Here is a 23,592-nt window from a genome sequence, read left to right on the forward strand (position 1 = left end):
AAGAAATGTGATTTTTATGAAAATTTTAATTGTAGATGACAACCACAATGTCTCGGAGACGATTGCGGACTATCTTGAGCTTGAAGGCATGATTATCGATTGTGCGTATCATGGTGAGGCCGCACTGAAGTTAATCGAGGATAATCATTACGATGTAATCATCATGGATATCATGATGCCTAAGCTTGATGGCATTAGTACGGTACAGAAACTTCGACAAGATGAGCTCTGTGGAACGCCAATCCTCTTCCTAACCGCAAAAGATACGTTAGATGACAAAATCGCGGCATTTAAAGCGGGAGGCGATGATTATTTAATGAAGCCATTTGCGATGGAAGAGCTTAGTTTACGTGTTCATGCTTTGGCTAATCGCGGTCCAAGGCAAGATATTGGCACGCTCAAGTTTGCGGACATTTGTTTAGATGCGCGCACAGGCAAAGTGACGAGAAAAGACAAAGAAATTAAGCTGAGCCGAATTCAAACCAAGATTTTAAAGTTACTTCTCCAACGTGCTCCAGCATCGGTTTCGCGCACAGAAGTGATCGATAGTGTGTGGGGAGACGAACCACCCGGAAGTGATGCACTTCGTAGCCATATTTATGGTTTAAGAACCGCGTTAGACAAAGGTTTTGAAGAATCACGATTAGAGACTATTCATGGACAAGGTTACCGACTTAAAGCATAACGAATATCCAAGTATTTATCGCAAGATCCGTTGGGGTTTTGGGGTGATGACGCTTGTGATGTTTACTCTTTTTTGGTCGCTGATTTATGTGGCAGAAAACAAACTCGAAGTGCTGAGTTTACATCACTGGCTTGATACTGAAGCTGCGCTTTATAGTGAGAATTTCGAGAAACAGGGCTGGGATGCGCCATTGCCAAACGTATTGGAGTTCAACTCATATTGGAGTGAAGCACCGACACCGGATTGGTTGCTCTCTTTTACTTCGCCCGGTTTTTACGAATATCTGCTTGGTGAAGAAGACAAACACTTTGTCGTATTGAAACATCCCTCAGGGAAGGGGCTTATGTACATTGTGTTTCAAGATGACTCCGATGATTACCTCGACGAATACGAAAGCTCGCTGCATCAGTTTACGCTACTGCTCGGTGGCTTATTTTCATTTGTTATGGTCGGGTATGGCATTTATATGGTGCGAATATTGTCTCGACCACTAGCGCAAATCGAAGACAAAATCAGCCAAATGTCACCGGATCAACCCGCTTTCCAAGTTGAAACCAAGTTCAGCGAGACACGCCAGATAGAGCAAACTTTGCTGGATAATAAAAACGATATCGCGGGTTATTTCAAACGAGAACAAGAATTTAGCCGTTTTGCATCGCATGAGTTGAGAACGCCAATCATGGTGATCAAAGGCTCAACAGACATTCTAACGCGTATTCCAGATCAACCTCGAGTCGCGCAAAAAGCCATCGCGAGGATGCAGTCGGCTTGTGAAGACATGCGCGTACTGACAGAAGCGTTTCTCTTGCTCGGTAAAGAGAAAATAGAGCCTCAGCATTACGGAGAGCATCAGCTTCTTACTTGTCTACAAAAACAACTGGAAGAGCTGGCTCCTTTATTTGCAAAGCAAGATTCGAATTATTCTTTGCACGAACAACATAGTGGTGTCGTGAATGCACCAGAGAGTTTTGTGACCATTGTTATCAACAATCTGATTAAAAACGCCTTTAGCTATAGTGTGGGAGATATTGAGATTGAGTTGGATGGTCATGCTCTTAAGATCCTGAATCGTCACGATGGTAACGAGACGTACAACGCTGGTTACGGTTGTGGTCTTGTTATCGTACAACGCATATGTGAACGGATGGGATGGGCGTTAATACTGGACGATGATGGTGTTCGATTTAGTGCGAAAGTGGAATTCCGTTCCTAGCTTTGTGCGTCTAACCCACAGTCAAACAAGAAAAAACTGGAATTTGAATTAGACTGAAGTTAGTGACGCGGAAACTTGAGGAACCGTTATGCTTTCTTATCAGGTCAGCAGAAGTATTGAAATTAATAAGAATCAAAGCGAGATTATTGGCTATCTCAAGGATTTTAATAACTGGCCTGATTGGTCACCTTGGAGCATTCTTGAACCGAGCTGCGAGCTGACATTCAGCGATAATCAAGGTCACGTTGGAGCCGGTTACCAATGGAATGGTCAGCGTATTGGGACTGGTGCCATCGTACTTGAAAGCACTCAAGAACATCGGTTAGATATGGAGCTTCATTTCTTTCGCCCAATTAAGAGTCACGGAAAGGTGACTCTAATAGTGACGCCGTCACAAGATGGTTGTTTAGTCGAATGGCAAATGCAATCACGCGTTCCTTGGTATCTGTTCTTTTTGAAAAGTATGGTTAAGTCGATGATAGAGATGGATTATCAACGTGGGCTACGCATGCTCAAAAGCAAACTTGAAACCGGGCAAGTGCTCTCAGACTTGGTTGAAATTGGTAATCGAACCCTGCCTCAGGTTCACTACATCGGAATAAAAGGCGAGGCCACCATTCCAGAATTAGGTCCGGTAATAGAAGAACAAGTTCAACAGTTAAAGCAGATAGTTGATGACAAGGGCTTATCTGTGAACGGCGAGTTATTTTGTTATTACCAGTCGATGGATATGCAGAAAGGCACGTTTGAGTTTATCACTTGCTTGCCACTTGATAACGCAGTAACTGCGCCAGAGGGAGCGGTTTCCGGTACCATACCTGAGAGTGAAACATTTGTCGTCGAGCACCGTGGGGAATATCAGTTTTTGGGAAATGCATGGGCTTTAGCGATGAACTTGGTTCGTCAGAGTGGTATGAAAGCCAAAACCAGTCCATTAGGGATTGAGCGCTACTTAGATAATCCGCAAGAAACCACGCAGGATAAACTAAGAACCGAAGTTATTTTATTTAAGAAATGACAGGCGCAGCCGGACACGCTCCCCTAAATATCATGCTAGTTCCGTAGTAATCTACAAAAGAAAAAGAGGGTCTCTATACCCATCTATAAAAATGCCTCAGCAATCGCTGAGGCATGGTTTTATCAGCCAACTTCTCTTGCTAGAGAATTATTGTGCACGGTACTTACCGCTGTTTAGTTCAATTTTAGACGCTTTTACCCGGCTGTCTGCGTTTAGATAGTCGCTAATGCTTAGTAGATCTTGATCTTGAGATGCTTTTAACACCGCAGACTCTCCCTCTGCGAAGACAACTTCCAGCTTTAGCTCTTTGGCGACCGCTTTCGCTTCGTTAGAGTTGTTTACCGTGATGTAAACCAGTCCAGTGGCCTTGGATACATTGCTAAACGCATTCTTAAACACTTCATCACTGGCTTGAAGTTTTACTTCTTCGGATAGGCTCCTAGCTGTACCCGTTTGCACCTTGCGATAATCTTGGCCATTAATCTCAACCGCTTCTGAAGGCACAAACAGTTCAGGTGCGGGTTGTTGAGAGAGTTGTTGCTCAGCGTATGCGCTAGCCGTCATCATAGAAAGAGCCAGCATAGAAAATGATATGTATTTCATGTAATTGACTCCTTAGTGTCCAAAGATGCGCATGGACCAGTTCTTAATAACACCTGGCTGAGCGTTGTTTGCCATCGGAACGTCATAGATGGTTGAAGAGTTAAAATATGCAATGTAAGAAAAGACTTCGTCGCCATTCGTATCGATTGCTCGTAATGTCCATTCGCCTTTTGCATCTTCGCCATAGAACTGGTTAGACAACATTAATTGGTCTTTGTAGCCAGTAATCGTTGGGTCAAGAGATTGACCAACAAGACCATTACGTGGTGTTTGCAAAACGGAACGAGTCCCTGATGGCGAAACGAGCTCGATAGCTAAGTCGGGCAGGCGAGAGTGGTCTAATGTCAATTTCACTTGAACGGATTCTACCTTCAGATCATCGGCAATAGCGATACTTGATGAACCGCCAGCCAGACTCGCATCGGGTACACTGACTTCTTTAGCATTATTAACCCAAGGCGTAATAACTTGAGGCGTAATAACTTGAGGCGGTAAAACACGATTCGTCATGCGAGCACGTTGCATTGCTTCATCCAAATCGACAGCGCCGAAGCCATAAAAAGTATGGAAATCTACGCCTGCAGCGTTTTTCTGCCAAGGAGAAATGGCCTCGTAGCTAACCTGTTCACCTTTGTGGTTAGTAAATTCAAGTTGTACGCCTGGATGCGTTTTATCCGTTACTTTTGCTGTCTCTGCTAGCAAAGCACGTACATCACGAGCAGAAAGTGCATGATTCGTGGACATGATTGCCGCGATGGCACCGGACGTGTTTGGCGCAGCAGACGAGGTTCCGTTCATTGTACTGGTATAGTTACAGTTCGGGTCTAGCTCCGTTCCGCCGTGTAAGCCATTGATACCAAGTCCGTCGCTGGTATTTTGCCCTTCTTCACAACCCATCAAATCGGTGGTGACCATGGCAGGGAAGTCTTGCCCATATTCACCTGCTGGTGCGGCAACCCACACGTTAGACCCCACCGATGAGTAACTCGCTCGCGTGCCATCCGCACGTAGTGCACTGGTGATTAAATTAAAATAGTTGGCGTTGTCATAAGACTGAGCGGAGTTGTGCATCGGCAAGCCTTGGTTGTCTCCACCAGCAAAGAAGTTACTTGGTAATACGAAGAATCTTCCCGCATTGAAATAGCGATAACCATTGCCGGCTGACTTAACAAATACAGCACCGCGTCCCCATGAGTTACTCTCGCTGACATTTTTTATCACGTCCATTTCAAGTTTAAGTTGAGGATCGCTTTCATCAAAAGTTATTGGGTTGATCGGGCTGAAACCATAGCTTTGGTTAAATACACGAACATCGCGTGTGGCTGGGTCCATGCCGTGAGAGATTAGCCAGCCTTCTAATGTCTGGTTGGCTAACCAGTTAAAACCAATAAGAGAAGAGTGAGAAGCAACACCGCGTCCACCTTCACCATTGTTGCCGACTGCGCTGATCAAACCGGCGACAGCAGTGCCGTGACCATTGGTATCAACCGGATAACTTAATGGGAAAGAAGAGTCTTCGACGAAGTTTCTGCTACCTGTAACTATATTACCTGCAAGATCTGGGTGATCGATCTGCACTCCAGAATCAATGACCGCGACTTTTACACCAATACCCGCAATACCCATTGCTTGAGTGAGCTTGGTGTTTAGGTCGTTCCCAGCAACAGCTGGGTTAGCTGCAAAAGCAGTTTGCCCTGTGTTGTCTAAGTGCCATTGTTCAGAATAGAGTGGATCAAACGCCGAGGCGGCAGGTGCAATGCCTACTGCCAACATAGCAGCAAATAGGCGGTTAATGCGTATTTCCATTTTTGAGCTCATGTCTTTGTTTGGAATTTTTTAGCTCCTGTTTCATATTCCTCTAACAGGAGTAAACAAAGCTAACGACAAAGAATAAGGACGAAAACCATTTACAACTTGTTTACATAAAAAGTTCGACGAACAACATGAGTCAGTATTAATTAACTGAAACTATAGGGTTTTTTAATGTCGAATAGCGCACGCATGAAAAGTAAAAAGCAGAAAATACGGTCGTACTGTCTGCTTTGAGAGGAAGGATTACTTAGTTGAAGCGGGTTGAATTGTCGCCATTGGTTTCTTCGGTTTGGCCTTTTCTTTGGGTAGCACGTTATCAATCCACTTTTTGATGTATAGCTTATTGAACTCACTATCACACCACTTCTTGTTTAAACCACGTCGGTTAAACTCAGCGCCAATCGCAACTTTGGTTTGGTTGGTTGCACGGTTGTAGTAGAGAGTCTCGCACAACTGAGTGTTACTCATTTGTTGGGCATATACGTTAACACTGCTGCTGCGCATTCCCAGTTGAGAGGCTTGATGGTTACTACATGCAGTGAGAAGTGCAGGCGCAAAAATAGCGATGGTTAGGATTTTTTTCATTTTGCTCTTATGACGTCGGGTGAATAACGAAGCGATTTCTTCCTGCTTGCTTTGCGTCATACAAAGCTTGATCTGCGAAGAAAAACCATTGATCCCATTCTTGTTGAATAGTTTTTACGGACAGTCTGTCGACAGCCCCGAGAGAAATTGTCGCGTTTAATGACTTAGAGTCAACCACTAGTGGCGTGTTTTCCACGATATATCTCAATCGATCCAAGAATTTAGCGCAATCTTCAGTTCTGTTTACTTCAAATAATAAGACAAACTCCTCTCCACCCCAACGGATGAGTAGGTCACCAGAGAGAGTCGATTCATTAAATAACCTGGCAATATGCATTAACATCTTGTCGCCAATATCATGCCCATATTCATCGTTAAACGTTTTAAAATGATCGATATCTAATACGGCTAAGGCAAACGTTCTATCTGGGCTTCTACGAGCCATTTTATCCAGCCAAATGGGAAGGTAGCGACGGTTGTGCAGTTGAGTTAATGGATCGGTAGTATTTTCTTGAGTGAGTGCTTTATTAATACTCCTAACGCGCAGTACGTAACGAAAGCCAACGACACCAATCGCTGCGATAGCGATAAAGTAGAACATTTCTCTATAGCGTTGTGAACGCAGCTCTGAAGCTTGCAACGCATTTTTCGTTTCTAGTAGCTTGAGTTCTTTCTGAGCTAACTTAGCTTCGAGGTCAAACTTAATATTAATCATCTCTTCGCCGTGAATATGATGAGAAAATTCAGCTTCTAGCTCTCTTAACTGAGTCAAGTAACGAAAAGCCGCTTCAAAATTATTAAGGGTTTGATTCGCGTTTACTAGGACCGACAGCATATCAATGCGCTGTCGTATTTCTAGCTCATCGGTTGATTTAGTTTGCTCAAGTACGTTGATAGCTGTCGAAATAGCTTTATCGTATTGTTCATCTGCGAGGTATGCTTCTGCATATGCTTCATAACAAGGCATTTTCTTCGCCTCTACGTTTCCCGTGATAGGGAGAGCTACGCAACGCTGTGCAACCATCAACGCTTCATCAATTTTCCCTATCGAACTTAACATTTGTGAGAAGCTGGATAATGAATAGTGTTTGATGACGTCTGACCCCGTTTGCATTGAGAGTCGGATTGCTTCATTAAAATAGTATTCTGCCTTTTCGCTATCTCCACTGCTTAAGTGAACAATACTTAAGTTTGCGTAGATAACCCCAATGAAAAGGCTGTTGTCATATTGATATTCGCTGTTTAAATAGGTATCGAGTGCTTGCGTAAGGTAGCTACTGGCGCGAGCCCAATCGGATGCATCGATATAGACGGTACCGATGTTATTCAGCGTCATGGCAACTTGCATTTCAAATACGGTTCTCTCTAACAACTCATAGGCGGTTCGGTAATACTTGAGTCCGCTACGTAGTTGATTCCGTGAAACCTCTAAGTTCCCTAGCCAGCGATATGCTCTTCCTTCTAGCGCTAAATAGCCGAGATCGCGGGCTTCAGCGATGATGTCATGGAGTACAAGTTCTGCATTCCAATTGTCGTCTAGTTCAATCATGGTTACCGCTTTATTAAGCTGTGCTTCAGCGACTACCCACGGTAAATTATGCTCTGTCCCAAACTCAATTAAATCAGGCATATCTTTGGGCAGCGGAACGCCTTCGTAGCGCTTTAGGTATAGGCGCGCAAAGTAATAAAGCGCAAGAGATTCCGCTGACGCATTCTGTGGCGCAACTAATTCATCTTCTTCAATTGAGCGCGGCTTACCCATTGAACGAAAATAGAGATTGAGCAAGGAGTTGCTTTGAGGAGAAATGTGTTCTTCCAGGTAGCTCTGTTTTTCTGTGTTGGCAAGTACATGGGTTGGATGGAAGAAGGATCCAAGTACTGAGAACAGCGCGCAAGTTAGCGTTTTAATCGGAAAGTGCATGAGCTTATTAATAAAATGTGATCTCGTTTAACCCTAATACTAGGTAAGTCTATCACTTCTTATTGGCTAAGTGCGGATGGATTCCGAGTTACAAACGGCTTGTGAAGAAAGTTTCGCGAAAGGTGAGGCTAATATTATGATTTATAATGATAAATCTGTTCAAAAGTGGAAAGATTGATTTAACGACAAGATAAACAGTACGACGAATCTAGTGTGTCGAACATTGTTAGTGGTGTAAGTTTCATCATTTAGTCGGTGCGATTCGCATCTCGAAAGATGGCTGGTTCGCTAAAAAATTATCTTTCTGTCATAAATATTTAATGTTTGTATGGGTTGTTAAAAAACTCGATATTAGACATAGTGTTATTAAGCCAATAAAAAATGGCTTTTATAATAAACAGGAGATTAACTATGCATAATGAAATGATTCAACCTTCACACTTCGGTATTATTGGCCGCACTTGTATCGCTTCAGTACTTATGATTGCGGGCGTTTTTGCTCTTATTTAAGAGTCAATGGTAACGATGGTTACCCGCTTAAGAGTAAGAAAATTCAGGGAATCACCTTAATCTCGTATAAGGTATTCCCCTGAAAATCCAACCTAATAACTACTTTTTAGCTGAAGAAGCTAAAAATCAATGCACTTACCGCTACAATGCCCGCAGTTAAAACAAAGTAAGTTGAGCCATTTCCACGATATTGTTTCAATGCATCGATTTTGTATACCGCTAACATTGGCATAATAAATAAGATCATCGCGATAACAGGCCCTGACAACGCTTCCATCATACCAAGAATGCTTGGGTTCATGATCGCTGCTGCCCAGATTGAAAAGAAAAGTACTGCAACGCTGATACGATCAACCCGCTTTTCAGACAGTTTAGAGTGTTTGGTAATTAAACCATTTAAGCTTTCGCGTGCACCTAAAAAGTGCCCAAGAAAAGAGGAAGTGATAGCAACAAAAGCCACCAAAGGACCAAGCGTTGCGATAAATGGGTTGTCTGTTGCATTGGCTAAATAAGACAGCACCGACACGTTTTGTTCTTTAGCTTGAGCCAATTGCTCTGGTGACAGCGCTAATACACACGAAAAGACAAAAATAAGCACAAACGCAATTAACATGATGCTAGTGCGTCGAAGAATTACTTCGGATTTCGCATCCGCTTGATCGCCATAATGGCGACGTTGCACATTTGCAAAGCTTGAAATCGCAGCTGCGTGACTAAACGAGAAAATAACCACAGGAACCGCTAACCACATAGTGCTAGCAAAAGCAGACGCTTCAGGGGCGTCCATGATTGGCATGGTCCAGTTTGGTATCAAGTAAAATGAAAGAAAGGCAAGAATAGCTACTAATGGGTAAACCATAATGGCAAAAGCCCGTAGCATGACTTTTTCGCCCGCCATCATAATGGCAATTAATGCAAACACTAGTGCACCTGAAAGCAGAGGGCGAGGCAAAGAAGCCATATCAGCTTGGTTAACCATAAAACTGTCTACGGTATTGGTAATACCGACACCGTAAATTAACAGGATCGGGAAGATCGAAAGAAAATACAGCAGTGAAATAGAGCGACCCGCTTTTGCGCCAAAGTGCTCTTCTACTACATCAGTAAAGTCTGCATTTTTGATCTTGGAAGACAGTACAAAGCGAGCTAAACCACGGTGGGCAAGATAAGTCATTGGGAAAGCAAGCACAGCCATTGCGACTAACGGCCAAAACCCGCCAATACCAAGGTTGATCGGCAGAAATAGAATGCCTGCACCAACGGCTGTTCCAAACAGACTAAGGACCCAATGTGTATCGTGTTTTGACCAAGATGTTGTTGTGTTTAATTCACTGGAATTTAACGCATTTCGAGATTCTTTCACTTAAAACTCGCTTTTATAAAAATAATAATGCGGAGAATGGTATAGGTTTTGGTGTTTGTTATCACATCGGAAGTGTGGTGAATCATGCTGAAGATAAGGGGTGGTTGTAACTTATCAAACTATGAATTTTTTTAAAAACTAGAATTTTAATCTGATATATGAGTAATAAATTGGTGTTATATTTCAAATTTTTACTAATGGGTGGTTTTTGATTTCGTGGTTAAAACTTAATCATGGATGTATATGCTAAAGAAGCTTGCTCTTACTTAATGAGCCATGGTGCATATTGTAGGGCTAGCAAGTGGCAGGTCTATGAGTCCTGCATTTAGATGAGCTTTAGGTATATACTGCCGCCACAAATGTTAAAGGAGGAATCATTGAATGGACATTCTGTCTGCACATAAAGACGACTTATTGGCTGTGTATACGCTTGAAAATACTTTGTTTGGAGAACATGCCTATCCTCAATTTTTCTTTCGACAAGCTTTTGATTGTTGGGGGGAAAGCTTACTAGTGGCGAAAGAGGGGGAGCAAGTCGCAGGATATATTTTGCTGACGACGAGCACAAATGCGCAGCAATATTGGATCATGTCACTGGCTGTCGATACTCAACATCGTGGTAAGGGTATTGCGCGTTCTCTGATTGAAAGTGCCATCGCGCCGTTAAAGCTGGGCTCAAGTGTGAAGTTGACGGTCGATCCGAATAATCAGCCTGCATTGTCTTTGTACCTCTCCCTTGGCTTCAAAGTATTAAAAGAAGAAGCGCATTATTTCGGTGACGAAGAGTCTAGATTGGTCATGGAATTAGTAAAGTAACCCTGCACGATAATGAACGAAACTTGCACTCAATCAGTGCGCGGTATTACTTTGCAATAGTTGTTTACATTCTAACGTTTTGTAAATTAATGATTTTCAATCTTGGCACCTCGTTTGCTTTGAGATAAATGTTCATCGTTAACTCGATGCGCCGCTCTCTATAGCAGGCGAGAGCGGGATAGGGTATTACTTTTGAAAATGTACTAACAGCGTTAAAGGCATTGCTGCCTCTCTCGATTCGGGAGAGGCTTTTTTTTTGCCTGTAATTTAGGATTAGTCGCGCAGGAGGCGTTATGTCACAAGGGTGTAGAAAGACAACTTGTCCGTATTGCGGAGTAGGCTGCGGAATTGAAATCAGCAATAACAAGATTATTGGAGATGCGCTTCATCCGGCCAATTCCGGTTCACTGTGTGTAAAGGGTGTCGCATTAGCAGAAAGCTTACAAATGCCTTCAAGATTGCTCTACCCCAAGCTAAGGGAAAAAGAAGTATCATGGCAGGTGATCACAGACTTAATTGCACAAGAGATCCATCAAGCGAAAGCAGAGTTTGGACCGGATTCCGTCGCTATGTACGTGTCAGGCCAGTTGTTGACGGAAGACTATTACGTCGCCAACAAACTCATGAAAGGTTATGTGGGTAGCGCGAACATCGATACCAATTCCCGTTTATGCATGTCTTCTGCGGTTGCTGCTCACGTGCGCGCATTTGGCGAAGATGTCGTTCCAGTCAATTACGACGACATTGATAATACTGAACTATTGATCATTTGCGGTGCGAATACCGCTTGGACGCACCCTGTTCTATTTCGACGTATTCAACAAGCGAGAGAAAACAATCCTAACCTCAAGCTGGTGGTCATTGACCCGCGTGAAACGGTCACAGCGCAGCAAGCGGATTTGCATCTATCGATTAAAAACGATGGGGATGTGTCACTTTTTAATGGGCTGCTCAAGTTTCTTATCGAGCAGCAATGTATTGATTCTGAATACATAAATTCCCATACCGACGGGTTTGATGCGCTTGCAGAAGAAGTTTCTGATTTGCGTTACGATGTCACTAATTTAACGTCTTCCATTGGTATTTTAGAAGAAAAACTCACGACATTCTTCCAATGGTTCGCACAAAGCCCAACCGCAATCACGCTGTTTTGCCAAGGGGTTAACCAAGCCGAAAATGGTGTCGATAAAGGCAATGCCATTATTAATGCACATTTGGCGTCAGGTAAAATTGCCAAGTCAGGTTGCGGGCCGTTTTCTATTACAGGTCAGCCGAATGCGATGGGCGGACGAGAAGTCGGTGGATTGGCCAACCAGTTAGCGGTTCATCGTGCTTTTGACTCAGAGTCTATCAAGCAAGTGCAGGCGTTTTGGGATTCACCCGAAATTGCCACTCAGCCCGGTTTAAAAGCCGTTGAGCTGTTTGAGGCGGTAGAGCGTGGTGAGATTAAAGTTCTGTGGATCATGGCAACCAATCCCGTGGTTTCTTTACCAGATAACCAATTGGTAAAACGTGCACTAGAGATTTGTCCGTTTGTGATTGTTTCCGATATTACAGCGGATTCGGATGTAGCGCATTACGCGGATCTGTTGCTGCCGGCCGCTGGTTGGGGTGAGAAACAAGGTATGGTAACCAACTCTGAACGTCGACTTTCAAGGCAGCGTCAGTTTCAAACGCCTCCTGGTGAAGCAAAACCAGATTGGTGGGCGATAAGCCAAGTCGGACAAGCTCTGTGTACATTGGAAAAGACACAAAATGGCTTTGCGTTTACTTCTGAGCGGGCGGTATTCAGGGAATATGCGGCGATGACAGGCATGAATACTGATTCGCCATTGAAGCTCGACCTGTCTCAATACGCGAACTTAACCGAGCAAGAATACGAGGAGTGGGTGCCGACACAATGGGGAGGAGAGCGCCCTTTTGCTGAAGGAATCTATTCGCACCCAGATGGTAAAGCGCGTTTTGTCGTGACCAGTGAATTGCCTCAACGCTTAGAGAGAACAAAAGGCTGGTGGCTCAATACGGGCAGACAACGCGACCAATGGCATACCATGACGCGTACAGGGCATATCGCACACCTTGCCGCCTCAGAGTTAGAACCAACCGTGTACATGAACACACTCTCCGCCACTCAAAATCGCTTAAAAGCAGGACAACTCACCAAGCTGTTCCAGCCTACTTCAAACACCAGTATTTATGCCAAAGTGGCCATTGATGAAGGTTTGGGTTTTCAGGAGCTGTTTATGTCAATGCACTGGGCGGGCCGATATGGGGGTGAAAGCAATGTTAACGCGATAATAAACAGCGCAAAAGACCCTATTTCTGGGCAACCTGCGTTTAAGTCGTCTTATGTTGAAGTGCAAGACGCAGCGGTAAAAACCTACGGTATGTTCATCGGGACACAGTTTGATTCCGGCAAGTTTCTCTACAGCGCATTTCAATCAGAAAGTAATTTGGGCATCTGGCGCTTCGCACACGATAAACGACCAAAAAAGCAGAGTTTTTGTCGAACGGAAAAGAGCCGCAGGATCACGATTGATATTGCCCAAGGTTGGCTAGCGGTGGATTACGATCTTGTTGGAGATGTTCGTATCATTCGTTCTGTTTTGGTGGTGTCTAGTGAACCGATTCAAACCGACTACACCAACTTTACTGGCTTGATTGGCAAACCGATGGAGCTATCGCAACTGCTTACCATTACTCAATCGCAAAGCAGCGCTAAACTGGTTTGTAGTTGTTTCCGTGTCACCGATAAACAAATACATGACGCGATGGAGAAACAAGATTGCACGTCACTGACCCAGCTTCAAAACAAACTCAAATGCGGTACTAACTGTGGTTCGTGCGTTTCTCAAATCAAACAAATGGTCGACAGCCATCAGCATCAAAAGGGCAAACAGCAAGCGAGCCAGCAAAGTCTGGCGATGCAAATAAAGTAAATCAGAAAGAGGATAAGCACATGGAAGCGCCTTATCAAAAGTCTTGGTTTAAGAAAGGACAAGCGAGTCAGAATCAAGAACGCTCGTCTCGCTTTTCTAAGCATGACCAAGCAAGCAAACTGAACCAACTTTTAGAAAATCACTCCGCAGATCTAGATGCGAATCAAAAAGGTTTTGTTTCGATTGTCGGAGCAGGACCGCACGATCCAGACTTGTTAACCGTGAAGGCAGTGAAAGCGATTATGTCGGCAGAGGTACTGTTGTACGACCGTCTGGTTAGCAAAGATATTTTGGAGTTGACTTCGCCACAAGCCGATTGGATTTACGTGGGCAAACGATGCGGACAACCTAGTATTGGTCAGGAGGAAATCTGTGATTTGATGGTGTCGCTCGCTCAGCAAGGAAAGCGAGTTGTGCGCTTAAAAGGGGGAGATCCTTTTGTATTTGGTCGTGGAGGCGAAGAGGCGTTAGCGCTTGTCAAACACTCTATCGCTTACGAAGTCATCCCCGGTATTACTGCTGCGATTGGATGTTCCGCAAACAGCTTGATTCCGCTGACTCATCGCGGCGTTGCTCGCAGCGTTACCTTTGTGACGGGGCAAGTGGTAACAGGCGCATTTGAGGCTTGGAGCCAATTGATGCAAAGCGGACAAACATTGGTGTTCTACATGGGATTAGAAAAATCGGCAGACATACAAATCGGTTTAATCGACGCTGGTTTGAGAGAAGATTTCCCTGTTGCGGTCATCACTCATGGTTGCAGCCCTCAGCAGCAAGTTCATGTGACCCAACTCAATCAGCTCAATGAGTTATCGATTACACTTAAAGGCATCAGCCCAGCATTGATTGTGATGGGAGAAGTTGTCAAACTGCGCGAACAACTAATAGAAACCGTACAGTCAGTGACGGAATACGAGGGAATATGAGCAGCATTTTGGAATGTATCAGAACAGTCGGTCGTGGCGAACGTGGTAGAAAACCACTGAACTTTGATCAAGCGTTTCGAGTTATGGATGAATACCTAAACGGAGAGTGCGATGATGATCAAATGGCAATGCTGCTGATGCTGATCCGCGTACAAAACGAGACTCAACAAGAAATCGCTGGCTTTGTAAAAGCATTCCAATCCCGCATGCCTGCTATTGGTGCAGACATCGACTGGCCATGTTACGCAGGCAAACGTGAAGCGGCAGGTCAGCCTTGGCACCTGTTGGCAGCGAAGATCCTTGCCGATAATGGTCATAAAGTGCTGATGCATGGCTATCACGACCGTCAATCTGGACGTTTACACGCCGAAGATTACCTCGGCAAATTTGCTATTACGAAAGCGGAATCAGCAGAAGACGCAAAGCGTGTGTTAGAAACACAAAACATCGTGTATCTACCGCTCAGTGCATTTGCTCCTCAAGCAGAAACCATGATCGGTTGGAAGAATCGTTATGGGCTTAGAACGCCGATTAATACCGTGGTTCGAGCATTGAATCCGGGGCAAGCAACGGTTGGTATTCGTGGTAGCTTCCATCCTGGTTTCCAACAACTTCATGCTGAAGTCGAATTCGAGATTGGCAAAACCGCTCATGCCGTTGTGTCATTCAAAGGACAATCGGGTGAGTCCGAATACAACCCGAAAGTAAGTCAAACCGTATGGTTAAGCCAAACAAGCGGCGTGACATCGCACTACTGGACGGAGCAAATGCTGTCTGAGGTGCCAATGCCTGCGAACTGCCCGTTTGGGACGTCAGAAGATGACATGAACCAAATGGCGAATACGGTTCTCGCCACAATGACAGTGGTCTTGTTTGCACAAATGCGCGACAGGGAAAAAGCATTCGAACGAGCTTTCTCTTACTGGCAAGCCTATTGCGGCCAGCAATAAGATACTATTGTCAATTAATGTAAAACCAACGACGCAAAGTTGTTGAATCTGAATCCATTATCTATTGTTTGAAGAAGGTAAAAGATCCTAGCTCGCCAATGATGTGTTTCACCACCTTGCTCCGTATCAGAGTGGTGAAACCGCAGTTTTAGCCTCAATCGCGTTCGTTTCTCGCTTCGCTTTTGAGAATGAGAAAAACCCATATGGTAAGACACAGAGGACATGGATAATGGTTCTAAAGCATACCACTCCTAGTGAAAAGGCTTCTCACCCGATCCCGCAAGAAGCCTTCGATTGGTACGACGAATACGCCCACGGAAAAATCTCGCGCCGTGAGTTTCTAAATAGGCTGGGTGGCCTTGCTGTGCTTGGCTTTAGCATGACAGCACTGGTCGATGCGTTAACCCCGAATTACGCACTCGCAGAACAAGTTTCATTTAACGATCCTGACATCAAAGCAACTTACGAAACCTTTCCATCTCCAAATGGGCATGGAGAGGGGCGTGGTTATTTGGTGATGCCACAGAAGAAGACCTTAAAATCGCCGACCGTGTTGGTGATCCATGAAAACCGAGGTCTGAACCCTTATATCAAAGATGTCGCAAGACGACTTGCAAAAGATGGCTTTATTGCTTTCGCTCCAGACGCGCTTTATCCACTCGGCGGCTATCCGGGGAACGACGATGAAGGTCGCGCCATGCAGAAAGATATGGACAGAGCCAAGATAGAACAAGACTTTATTGCAGCCGCTAACTTCCTCAAACGATACGAGGGTGGAAACGGTAAATTGGGCGCGGTTGGATTCTGCTTCGGTGGATACATTGTCAACATGCTTGCAGCGGTAATGCCAGAAGAGCTCGATGCAGGTGTGCCATTCTATGGAACACCCGCGGCGCAAGAGATCCAAAAGCAAGTCAAAGGACCGTTGATGATTCACTTTGCAGGGCTCGATAAGCGCGTTAACGACACATGGCCAGCTTATGAGCAGCAGTTAATCGCGACCGACGCACAGTATCAAGCGTTAATGTATGAAAACGTCAACCACGGTTTCCATAACGACTCAACAGCACGCTACGCACCGGAAGAAGCAGCCCTCGCTTGGGAACGCACACTTGGCTTCTTCAAAGAACATCTCGCCTCTAGTTAAAACGCTTCAGCTTTAGTTGGCACATTCCTTGTTATGTCTCTCTTAGTGAGTGAGATATAAACAAGGAATGTGCATGACTCAATCAACGTCAAAAACACCCATCATAGTATGCTGTGATAGCCTCCAAGAGCAGGCTCGATTGTCCGGCTTATTGAGCAAAGATTACGACAACATCATCGGCTGCCAATTGGCACAACTAGAAACGTTAATGCAACGAGAACCGTCGGCAAGCGTTGTGGTTGGATGGCAGCAACCAACCGCGGAACTGCGTTTGATCGTCGATTTCTGTCGCAGAAAATCGGCACCACTTCTTATTGTTTTAAAGCAGTTATCTTCCAATGATATCAATCGTTTATCAGAAAAAATGGACTATGTGCTCATGCCGCACGATAGTGAATTTGCACTTCAACCTTGGATTGAGCATGCGACATTAGTGAGAGCGAAATTCGAAAGTATGCAATCGGAAATTGAATCGCTGACCCATAAGATTGAAGAGCGCAAGCTGGTGGAAAAAGCCAAAGGTCTGCTGATGAAGATGCACAGCGTTGATGAAGAACAGGCTTATAAAGCGCTTAGAAAATCCGCTATGCAATCGAGCCAAACGCTCGCACAAGTTGCCAAGAATTTGATAACTACTTTGGAGGTGCTTGATTAGTTGCTCTACCACTTTGGGGTTAGAGTACGTTTTCTAACGTGGTGCGTGTTGCACTATCAGCAAGCAATAACAGGGAATTAGAAACGGTAGAATCAACTAATTTATTGTATTTACTGTAGAAAATAAGTTGGCACAGTAATTGGATTAGTAGAATTGGGTTTATTGTTGAATCGCTTATCTCAATTATCAACGGCGGTAATTGTAGACTTAGCAACGGCGCTACTGCTCTTCGGAGTAGTGGCGCTTTTTTTATGGGAGCAAACCAATGAAATGGAGTTCGATGCTGAAAGTGTCAGCAATTTCGTTATCGGTATTCACCACGGTCAGCGTAAAGGCAGAGTTGGGTGAACCAGAAATTGAAGACCTGAAGTTTGGTTTTATTAAGTTAACCGATATGGCACCGCTGGCGGTTGCTTATGAGAAAGGCTTTTTTGAAGACGAAGGCTTGTACGTCACTTTAGAAGCGCAAGCAAACTGGAAGGTGCTTTTAGACCGAGTCATCGATGGTGAGCTTGCGGGCGCGCACATGCTTGCTGGTCAGCCATTGGGCGCGACGATTGGTGTCGGCACAAAAGCAGAAGTGATTACCGCGTTCAGTATGGATTTGAACGGCAACGCAATCACGGTTTCCAATGATACTTGGGAGCAGATGAAGCAATACATTCCAAAACAACCAGATGGCAAACCTGTTCACCCAATCAAAGCGGATGCACTGAAGCCTGTGGTCGACAGCTATCTGGATAAAGGCAAACCTTTCAATATGGGCATGGTGTTCCCTGTATCGACGCACAACTATGAGTTGCGTTACTGGTTAGCGGCAGGGGGGATTCATCCAGGTTTTTACGCACCAGATTCAGGCGATAACAGTGGCCAGTTGGATGCTGACGTTCTTTTGAGTGTTACACCGCCACCACAAATGCCAGCAACAATGGAAGCGGGCACGATCAAAGGGTACTGCGTAGGCGAACCATGGAACCAACAAGCCGTATTCAAAGGCATTGGTACGCCAGTCGTGACCGACTACGAGATCTGGAAGAACAACCCAGAGAAAGTATTTGGTGTTTCCAAAGCTTGGGCTGAGAAATATCCAAACACACACATTCGCGTAGTGAAAGCCTTGATTCGAGCGGCACATTGGTTGGATGAAAACGACAATGCCAACCGCCAAGAAGCAGTGAAGATGCTATCAAAAAGCGAGTACGTCGGAGCCGATGCCGAAGTTATCGCCAACTCAATGACCGGCACATTTGAATACGAGAAAGGCGACAAACGAGACGTGCCAGACTTCAACGTGTTCTTCCGTCATAACGCCACGTATCCGTATTACAGCGATGCGATTTGGTATCTGACTCAAATGCGCCGTTGGGGACAAATCTCAAGCGAGAAATCCGATGATTGGTACATGGATGTGGCGAAAGAGGTTTACCGTCCAGATATCTACCAACAAGCAGCTCAAGCGCTAATTGAAGATGGTGTGTTGAGCAAAAAAGACTTCCCAGATTTTAGTGCTGAAGATGGTTTCCGTGCGCCACAAACACACTTTATCGACAACATCGTTTATGACGGTCGCGAGCCAAATAAATATCTAGAGAAGTTCTCTATCGGGCTTAAAGGAAAAGACAAGGTTTAACCATAACGATAAACGCCACAGGCGAGGGGGATTCGCTTGTGGCAACAAGGATGTAAATTTCTTAGGAGTGAGTATGTCTAGTAATGTCATTTCCCTGTTTCCTGCTAAGCAGGTAGTGAACCGAAGTAGGTTGGTGCTTTTGCCCGTCATTGGTTTGCTGATCTTCTTGGCAATGTGGCACTTAGCGGCGAGAGAAGTGCAAACTTCATTAGGTACGCTACCGGGACCTGTGCAAACTTTTCAGCAGTTCAGCAACCTTGTCGATGACCATTGGCAAGAGCGAGAAAAGGAACAAGCGTTTATCGAGCGTCAAGAAAAGCGCAATGCTGCGAAGTTAGCCAAAAATCCAGATGCGGAAGTGAAGATTCGTCCCTACACAGGTAAACCGACGTTCTTCGACCAAATCATAACAAGCTTAGTGACCGTAACCGCGGGCTTTTTGCTGGCGACGGTCATTGCGATTCCGCTTGGCATCGTGCTTGGTCTTAATCAAGGGCTGTATCAAGCGTTCAACCCAATCATTCAACTGCTCAAGCCCGTATCACCTTTAGCTTGGCTGCCTATCGTCACTATGGTTGTAAGTGCCACTTATGTGAGTGATGACCCGATGTTTGCTAAGTCGTTCATCAACTCTCTGATCACTGTAGCGCTGTGTAGCTTATGGCCGACGCTGATTAATACCGCAGTGGGTGTAACGAGCGTTGATAAAGACTTAATCAACGTGAGTAAAGTGCTTCAACTTTCGTGGTGGCAGCACATTCGCACTATCGTTTTACCTTCTGCCATTCCAATGATCTTCACAGGTTTACGTCTCTCTTTAGGTATCGCTTGGATGGTGTTGATTGCGGCAGAGATGCTCGCGCAGAACCCAGGGTTAGGCAAGTTCGTTTGGGATGAATTCCAAAACGGCAGCTCGGCATCATTGGGTCGTATTATGGTCGCCGTCATCACAATCGGCTTTATTGGATTGATGCTCGATAGAGGCATGTTGCAACTTCAAAAGTGGCTGTCTTGGAATAAACAACAAGCGTTGAGATAAGGGAAAAGATCATGGAAAAAGCATTATTAGATCTAACGCGTTTAGGGATGCGATTCCCAACGCCAGATGGCGAGTTCATCGCGCTTAAGAACGTTGATTTACAAATCAATAAAGGTGAGTTTGTATCGCTGATTGGCCACTCTGGTTGCGGTAAATCAACGGTATTGAACTTAGTCGCAGGGCTGCACATGCCAACAGACGGCGGCGTGATCGTCGATGGGCGAGAGGTGGCAGGACCGGGACCCGATCGTGCAGTGGTGTTCCAAAATCATTCATTATTGCCTTGGCTCACTGTATATCAAAATGTTGAGCTCGCAGTAAAACAAATTGCTGGCAAAAAGGGCAAAGCATGGATTCAGGAACAAGTGAACCACTATTTGGAGTTGATTCAAATGCAGCATGCCGCGCACAAAAAGCCCAATGAAATCTCTGGTGGTATGAAGCAGCGAGTCGGCATTGCGAGAGCACTGGCACTTCAACCAAAGGTTTTGCTTATGGATGAGCCATTTGGCGCGTTGGATGCGTTAACTCGTGCGCATTTGCAGGATGCACTGATGAAGATTCAAGCCGAGCTAAACAATACCGTCATCATGATTACCCATGACGTGGATGAAGCGGTGCTGCTATCCGACAAAATCGTGATGATGACTAATGGACCGGCAGCAACCATTGGTGAAGTGTTAGAAGTGAATCTACCTCGCCCTCGTGAGCGTGTCGCACTGGCGGATGATGCGCAGTATCAGAAGTGTCGACAAGCGGTGCTGAAGTTCCTTTACGAGAAGCAATCCAAAGTCGAGATTCCTGCTTCGAAAGAAGACAAACCCAAAACCGCAGCGCAAACGGCATAAGGAGGCAGCGATGAACAGTCCTTTAACGATTCCAGTAAAGAACGCATTGAGCCACATCGTTGTGGTAGGCAACGGTATGGTCGGGCAACACCTCGTCGAGCAATTAGTGCAGAAAAACGCGCATTTGGAGCACCGAATTACCGTGATTGGTGCAGAGCGCTTTATCGCGTATGACCGTGTACAACTATCTTCTTTATTTGCGGGTAAGTCCCATGATGATTTGATGCTGAGTAACCAAGAATGGTACGACATGCATGGCATCCAACTAGTACTTGGCAGCCAAGTAACAGGCATCGACAGAGAGCAAAAGCGTATTCTGCTTGATGGTGAAGATGTGCTGGGTTACGACCAACTTGTGCTCGCGACCGGTTCCTACCCATTTGTGCCGCCAATTGAAGGTAAAGACCGCGACAACGTGTTTGTCTACCGTACGCTTGATGACCTTTCACAAATCAAAAAAGCATGTGAAGGCGCAAAAACAGGCGCAGTAATTGGCGGTGGCTTATTGGGTTTAGAGGCGGCAAATGCACTCAAACTATTGGGGCTAGAAACTCACGTTATTGAATTTGCGCCTCGTCTGATGCCCGTACAGTTAGATGATGGTGCTGGCTTAGTGCTGAAAGAGAAGATTGAAGCGCTAGGGCTAACCGTGCATACCTCAACGGGTACGGAACGAATCTGCGATGGTGAAACGGCTAAGCATCGTATGGTGTTTAAAGACAAAGATCCTCTCGAAGTTGATGTGATAGTCTTCTCCGCAGGCATTCGCCCTCAAGATGAGTTGGCAAGGCTGGCTGAGCTAGAAGTAGGTGAGCGAGGTGGCATTGTGATTAACAACCAATGCCAAACCAGCGATGAGAATATTTACGCGATTGGCGAATGTGCCCTTTGGGAGCAGAAGATCTTTGGTTTAGTCGCACCCGGTTACACCATGGCGAGAACCACTGCCGATGTCTTGACTGGAATGCCGAGTGAAGGTTTTAAAGGTGCGGACATGAGCACCAAGCTTAAGCTGCTTGGGGTGGATGTGGCGTCTATTGGCGATGCACAAATGCAGACCGAAGGCGCACAAGAAATGGTCTTGCAAGATGCGGTTGCAGGCATCTACAAAAAGCTGGTGGTTGATGCGAGCGGCACCCAATTGCTTGGTGCGATTCTCGTCGGTGACAACAGCGATTACGATGCGCTCTTACAGTGTTATTTGAACAAAACGGTTCTGCCAGACCACGCGGCGAACCTGCTGTTTGATACCGGAATGCTGGACGGAGAGATGCCAGACAGCGCCATCATCTGTTCTTGTCACAACGTCACAAAAGGCGACTTAGTTGCCGAGATACAAGCTGGCACCACCAACCTGACGGACCTTAAAGCCAACACCAAAGCAGGTACTGGCTGTGGTGGCTGTAGCAATATGGTCAAATCGGTATTGGATACTCAATTGGCAGCCATGGGGGTAGAGGTTAACAACCACCTTTGTGAGCACTTTGAGCTGAGTCGGCAAGAGATGTTCCATATTTGCCAAGTGGAACAGATCAAAGACTTCGACACCTTAATCGCACTGCATGGCAAAGGGCATGGGTGTGATATCTGTAAGCCGACAGCAGCATCAGTGTTTGCTTCTTTGTGGAATGAACACATCATGGAGCCACAGCATCAATCTCTACAAGATTCTAACGATGCCTTTATGGCAAACCTGCAAAAAGACGGCTCTTACTCGATTGTACCTCGTGTTCCGGGGGGCGAAATTAAACCAGACAAACTCATCGTACTTGGTGAAGTCGCTCAGCAATACGATCTGTACACCAAGATCACTGGCGGTCAGCGCGTGGATTTATTTGGCGCGCAGTTAGAACAGCTTCCTGAAATCTGGCAAACCTTAATTGGTGCTGGTTTTGAAACAGGGCACGCCTACGGTAAATCGGTGCGCACCGTGAAATCGTGCGTGGGTTCTACTTGGTGTCGTTATGGTGTTGATGATTCAGTTGGATTAGCCATTGAGTTAGAGAACCGCTACAAAGGATTGCGAGCGCCCCATAAGCTTAAGTTTGCCGTATCGGGCTGTACTCGCGAGTGTGCAGAAGCGCAAAGTAAAGACATTGGGGTGATCGCCACCGAAAACGGCTGGAATCTATACGTTTGTGGTAATGGCGGCATGAGACCAAGACACGCTGATTTGTTTGCATCCGACTTATCCAAATCAGAGTTGATCACCATGATTGACCGAGTATTGATGTTCTACGTCAGCACCGCTGATCGCTTGCAGCGTACGTCAGTGTGGATGGAGAACATGGAAGGGGGCTTAAATTACCTTAAACAAGTTATTCTGGATGACTCTCTCAACCTATGTGATTCTTTGGATGAACAAATGGCACGAGTCGTAGATACCTATCAATGTGAGTGGAAGAGTACGTTGGATAATCCTCAAAAATTGCAACGCTTCCGTCCTTTCTTGAACAGCACGTCGGGCAGCAAAGTCTTGCCGTACCAACGTGTGCGCGGTCAGCGTATTCCAGTGAAACAGGAGGTGTAAATGGCAGCTTTAACCAAAGTGAAATTGTGTCAGCTTGATGACCTAATGCCGTTCATCGGTGCCACGGTGTTGATTGAAGGCGAGCATGTCGCGTTATTCTACATTCCAGATAGCGGTGTTTACGCCGTTCAAGATTGGGACCCAATTGGTAAGGCTTATGTGATGAGTCGAGGGATTGTCGGTGATATCGATGGTGAGATGTGTGTTGCATCACCGCTATACAAACAACACTTCAGTTTAAAGAATGGACAATGTTTGGAAGACGAAGCGCACTGTCTAAAAACGTGGCGAGTAACGGTCGACGATAATCAGGGTTGTTATTTAGTCGAAGAATGATCCTCTAAGTTCGTCAGCTTGCTCGATATGAGTGAACTCATAAGGTAAGCAACATTTGAATAAAGC

The 23,592-nt window shown here is 45.4% G+C and carries 19 protein-coding genes; 14 read left to right on the forward strand and 5 right to left on the reverse strand.

Features of this window, described 5'->3' with window-relative positions; all coding sequences use genetic code 11:
* The first annotated feature begins 16 nt into the window (after positions 1–16).
* From ACHFJ9_RS00290 to ACHFJ9_RS00300, 3 genes are all read left to right on the forward strand, one after another.
* On the forward strand, positions 17–685 hold the full coding sequence (locus ACHFJ9_RS00290; RefSeq protein ID WP_047009266.1) for a response regulator transcription factor: 669 nt from the start codon (positions 17–19) through the stop codon (positions 683–685).
* A complete protein-coding gene (locus ACHFJ9_RS00295) occupies positions 657–1,898 on the forward strand; it encodes a sensor histidine kinase (RefSeq protein ID WP_395354682.1) in 1,242 nt (413 codons plus the stop codon). Before ACHFJ9_RS00290 ends, ACHFJ9_RS00295 begins: the two co-directional genes overlap by 29 nt.
* A gap of 88 nt (positions 1,899–1,986) precedes the next feature.
* Positions 1,987–2,916 (forward strand): SRPBCC family protein, encoded by a 930-nt coding sequence (locus ACHFJ9_RS00300; protein WP_395354683.1) that lies wholly within the window; start codon positions 1,987–1,989, stop codon positions 2,914–2,916.
* A gap of 147 nt (positions 2,917–3,063) precedes the next feature.
* Here the strand turns inward: ACHFJ9_RS00300 and ACHFJ9_RS00305 are convergent, their stop codons facing one another.
* From ACHFJ9_RS00305 to ACHFJ9_RS00325, 5 genes are all read right to left on the reverse strand, one after another.
* Entirely contained in the window at positions 3,064–3,519 is a 456-nt protein-coding gene (locus tag ACHFJ9_RS00305) for a hypothetical protein (RefSeq protein WP_395354685.1), read from the reverse strand.
* Positions 3,520–3,531: 12 nt separating this feature from the next.
* Positions 3,532–5,325, reverse strand: coding sequence for a S8 family peptidase (locus ACHFJ9_RS00310; protein WP_395354687.1), 1,794 nt, complete (start codon positions 5,323–5,325; stop codon positions 3,532–3,534).
* Positions 5,326–5,574: 249 nt separating this feature from the next.
* Positions 5,575–5,916 (reverse strand): hypothetical protein, encoded by a 342-nt coding sequence (locus ACHFJ9_RS00315; RefSeq protein WP_012842508.1) that lies wholly within the window; start codon positions 5,914–5,916, stop codon positions 5,575–5,577.
* A gap of 7 nt (positions 5,917–5,923) precedes the next feature.
* Positions 5,924–7,837, reverse strand: a complete 1,914-nt coding sequence (locus tag ACHFJ9_RS00320) for a diguanylate cyclase (RefSeq protein ID WP_395354690.1) — start codon at positions 7,835–7,837, stop codon at positions 5,924–5,926.
* A gap of 616 nt (positions 7,838–8,453) precedes the next feature.
* A complete protein-coding gene (locus ACHFJ9_RS00325; protein ID WP_047009261.1) occupies positions 8,454–9,710 on the reverse strand; it encodes an aromatic amino acid transport family protein in 1,257 nt (418 codons plus the stop codon).
* 381 nt (positions 9,711–10,091) lie between these two features.
* On the opposite strand from ACHFJ9_RS00325, the gene ACHFJ9_RS00330 reads away from it, so the two are divergent.
* From ACHFJ9_RS00330 to nirD, 11 genes are all read left to right on the forward strand, one after another.
* Positions 10,092–10,526 carry a GNAT family N-acetyltransferase gene (locus tag ACHFJ9_RS00330; RefSeq protein WP_005395641.1) on the forward strand — a complete coding sequence of 145 codons (435 nt, stop codon included), beginning with the start codon at positions 10,092–10,094 and terminating at the stop codon, positions 10,524–10,526.
* A gap of 293 nt (positions 10,527–10,819) precedes the next feature.
* Positions 10,820–13,465, forward strand: coding sequence for a nitrate reductase (locus ACHFJ9_RS00335; RefSeq protein WP_395354693.1), 2,646 nt, complete (start codon positions 10,820–10,822; stop codon positions 13,463–13,465).
* 20 nt (positions 13,466–13,485) lie between these two features.
* Positions 13,486–14,391: a uroporphyrinogen-III C-methyltransferase gene (gene cobA / locus ACHFJ9_RS00340; RefSeq protein ID WP_395354695.1), complete on the forward strand. Its 906-nt coding sequence runs from the start codon at positions 13,486–13,488 to the stop codon at positions 14,389–14,391.
* The gene (locus ACHFJ9_RS00345; protein ID WP_395354697.1) at positions 14,388–15,341 is read left to right on the forward strand and encodes a glycosyl transferase family protein; all 954 of its coding nucleotides are present in this window, start codon (positions 14,388–14,390) and stop codon (positions 15,339–15,341) included. The genes cobA and ACHFJ9_RS00345 overlap by 4 nt, the downstream gene beginning before the upstream one ends.
* Positions 15,342–15,570: 229 nt before the next feature.
* On the forward strand, positions 15,571–16,488 hold the full coding sequence (locus ACHFJ9_RS00350) for a dienelactone hydrolase family protein (RefSeq protein ID WP_395354699.1): 918 nt from the start codon (positions 15,571–15,573) through the stop codon (positions 16,486–16,488).
* Between the two features lie 73 nt (positions 16,489–16,561).
* Positions 16,562–17,143, forward strand: coding sequence for an ANTAR domain-containing response regulator (locus ACHFJ9_RS00355; RefSeq protein ID WP_042521036.1), 582 nt, complete (start codon positions 16,562–16,564; stop codon positions 17,141–17,143).
* Between the two features lie 265 nt (positions 17,144–17,408).
* Entirely contained in the window at positions 17,409–18,773 is a 1,365-nt protein-coding gene (locus tag ACHFJ9_RS00360; protein WP_005375887.1) for a CmpA/NrtA family ABC transporter substrate-binding protein, read from the forward strand.
* A gap of 73 nt (positions 18,774–18,846) precedes the next feature.
* The gene (locus ACHFJ9_RS00365) at positions 18,847–19,812 is read left to right on the forward strand and encodes an ABC transporter permease (RefSeq protein ID WP_005375889.1); all 966 of its coding nucleotides are present in this window, start codon (positions 18,847–18,849) and stop codon (positions 19,810–19,812) included.
* Between the two features lie 11 nt (positions 19,813–19,823).
* On the forward strand, positions 19,824–20,660 hold the full coding sequence (locus ACHFJ9_RS00370; RefSeq protein WP_054865281.1) for an ABC transporter ATP-binding protein: 837 nt from the start codon (positions 19,824–19,826) through the stop codon (positions 20,658–20,660).
* A 10-nt stretch (positions 20,661–20,670) separates the two neighbouring features.
* Positions 20,671–23,190: a nitrite reductase large subunit NirB gene (gene nirB / locus ACHFJ9_RS00375; RefSeq protein WP_395354702.1), complete on the forward strand. Its 2,520-nt coding sequence runs from the start codon at positions 20,671–20,673 to the stop codon at positions 23,188–23,190.
* Positions 23,191–23,526, forward strand: coding sequence for a nitrite reductase small subunit NirD (nirD, locus tag ACHFJ9_RS00380; RefSeq protein ID WP_395354704.1), 336 nt, complete (start codon positions 23,191–23,193; stop codon positions 23,524–23,526). It abuts the gene before it with no gap.
* The last annotated feature ends 66 nt before the right edge of the window (positions 23,527–23,592 follow it).

Source organism: Vibrio sp. D3 (assembly GCF_043995865.1).
In the GTDB taxonomy this organism is placed as follows: domain Bacteria; phylum Pseudomonadota; class Gammaproteobacteria; order Enterobacterales; family Vibrionaceae; genus Vibrio; species Vibrio diabolicus.

Excerpts from the sequence above, each read along its gene's own strand:
- ACHFJ9_RS00290 (WP_047009266.1), top strand. The coding sequence starts at position 17 with ATGAAAATTTTAATTGTAGATGACAACCACAATGTCTCGGAGACGATT.
- ACHFJ9_RS00295 (WP_395354682.1), top strand. The coding sequence starts at position 657 with ATGGACAAGGTTACCGACTTAAAGCATAACGAATATCCAAGTATTTAT.
- ACHFJ9_RS00300 (WP_395354683.1), top strand. The coding sequence starts at position 1,987 with ATGCTTTCTTATCAGGTCAGCAGAAGTATTGAAATTAATAAGAATCAA.
- ACHFJ9_RS00305 (WP_395354685.1), bottom strand. The coding sequence starts at position 3,519 with ATGAAATACATATCATTTTCTATGCTGGCTCTTTCTATGATGACGGCT.
- ACHFJ9_RS00310 (WP_395354687.1), bottom strand. The coding sequence starts at position 5,325 with ATGGAAATACGCATTAACCGCCTATTTGCTGCTATGTTGGCAGTAGGC.
- ACHFJ9_RS00315 (WP_012842508.1), bottom strand. The coding sequence starts at position 5,916 with ATGAAAAAAATCCTAACCATCGCTATTTTTGCGCCTGCACTTCTCACT.
- ACHFJ9_RS00320 (WP_395354690.1), bottom strand. The coding sequence starts at position 7,837 with ATGCACTTTCCGATTAAAACGCTAACTTGCGCGCTGTTCTCAGTACTT.
- ACHFJ9_RS00330 (WP_005395641.1), top strand. The coding sequence starts at position 10,092 with ATGGACATTCTGTCTGCACATAAAGACGACTTATTGGCTGTGTATACG.
- ACHFJ9_RS00335 (WP_395354693.1), top strand. The coding sequence starts at position 10,820 with ATGTCACAAGGGTGTAGAAAGACAACTTGTCCGTATTGCGGAGTAGGC.
- cobA (WP_395354695.1), top strand. The coding sequence starts at position 13,486 with ATGGAAGCGCCTTATCAAAAGTCTTGGTTTAAGAAAGGACAAGCGAGT.
- ACHFJ9_RS00345 (WP_395354697.1), top strand. The coding sequence starts at position 14,388 with ATGAGCAGCATTTTGGAATGTATCAGAACAGTCGGTCGTGGCGAACGT.
- ACHFJ9_RS00350 (WP_395354699.1), top strand. The coding sequence starts at position 15,571 with ATGGTTCTAAAGCATACCACTCCTAGTGAAAAGGCTTCTCACCCGATC.
- ACHFJ9_RS00355 (WP_042521036.1), top strand. The coding sequence starts at position 16,562 with ATGACTCAATCAACGTCAAAAACACCCATCATAGTATGCTGTGATAGC.
- ACHFJ9_RS00360 (WP_005375887.1), top strand. The coding sequence starts at position 17,409 with ATGAAATGGAGTTCGATGCTGAAAGTGTCAGCAATTTCGTTATCGGTA.
- ACHFJ9_RS00365 (WP_005375889.1), top strand. The coding sequence starts at position 18,847 with ATGTCTAGTAATGTCATTTCCCTGTTTCCTGCTAAGCAGGTAGTGAAC.
- ACHFJ9_RS00370 (WP_054865281.1), top strand. The coding sequence starts at position 19,824 with ATGGAAAAAGCATTATTAGATCTAACGCGTTTAGGGATGCGATTCCCA.
- nirB (WP_395354702.1), top strand. The coding sequence starts at position 20,671 with ATGAACAGTCCTTTAACGATTCCAGTAAAGAACGCATTGAGCCACATC.
- nirD (WP_395354704.1), top strand. The coding sequence starts at position 23,191 with ATGGCAGCTTTAACCAAAGTGAAATTGTGTCAGCTTGATGACCTAATG.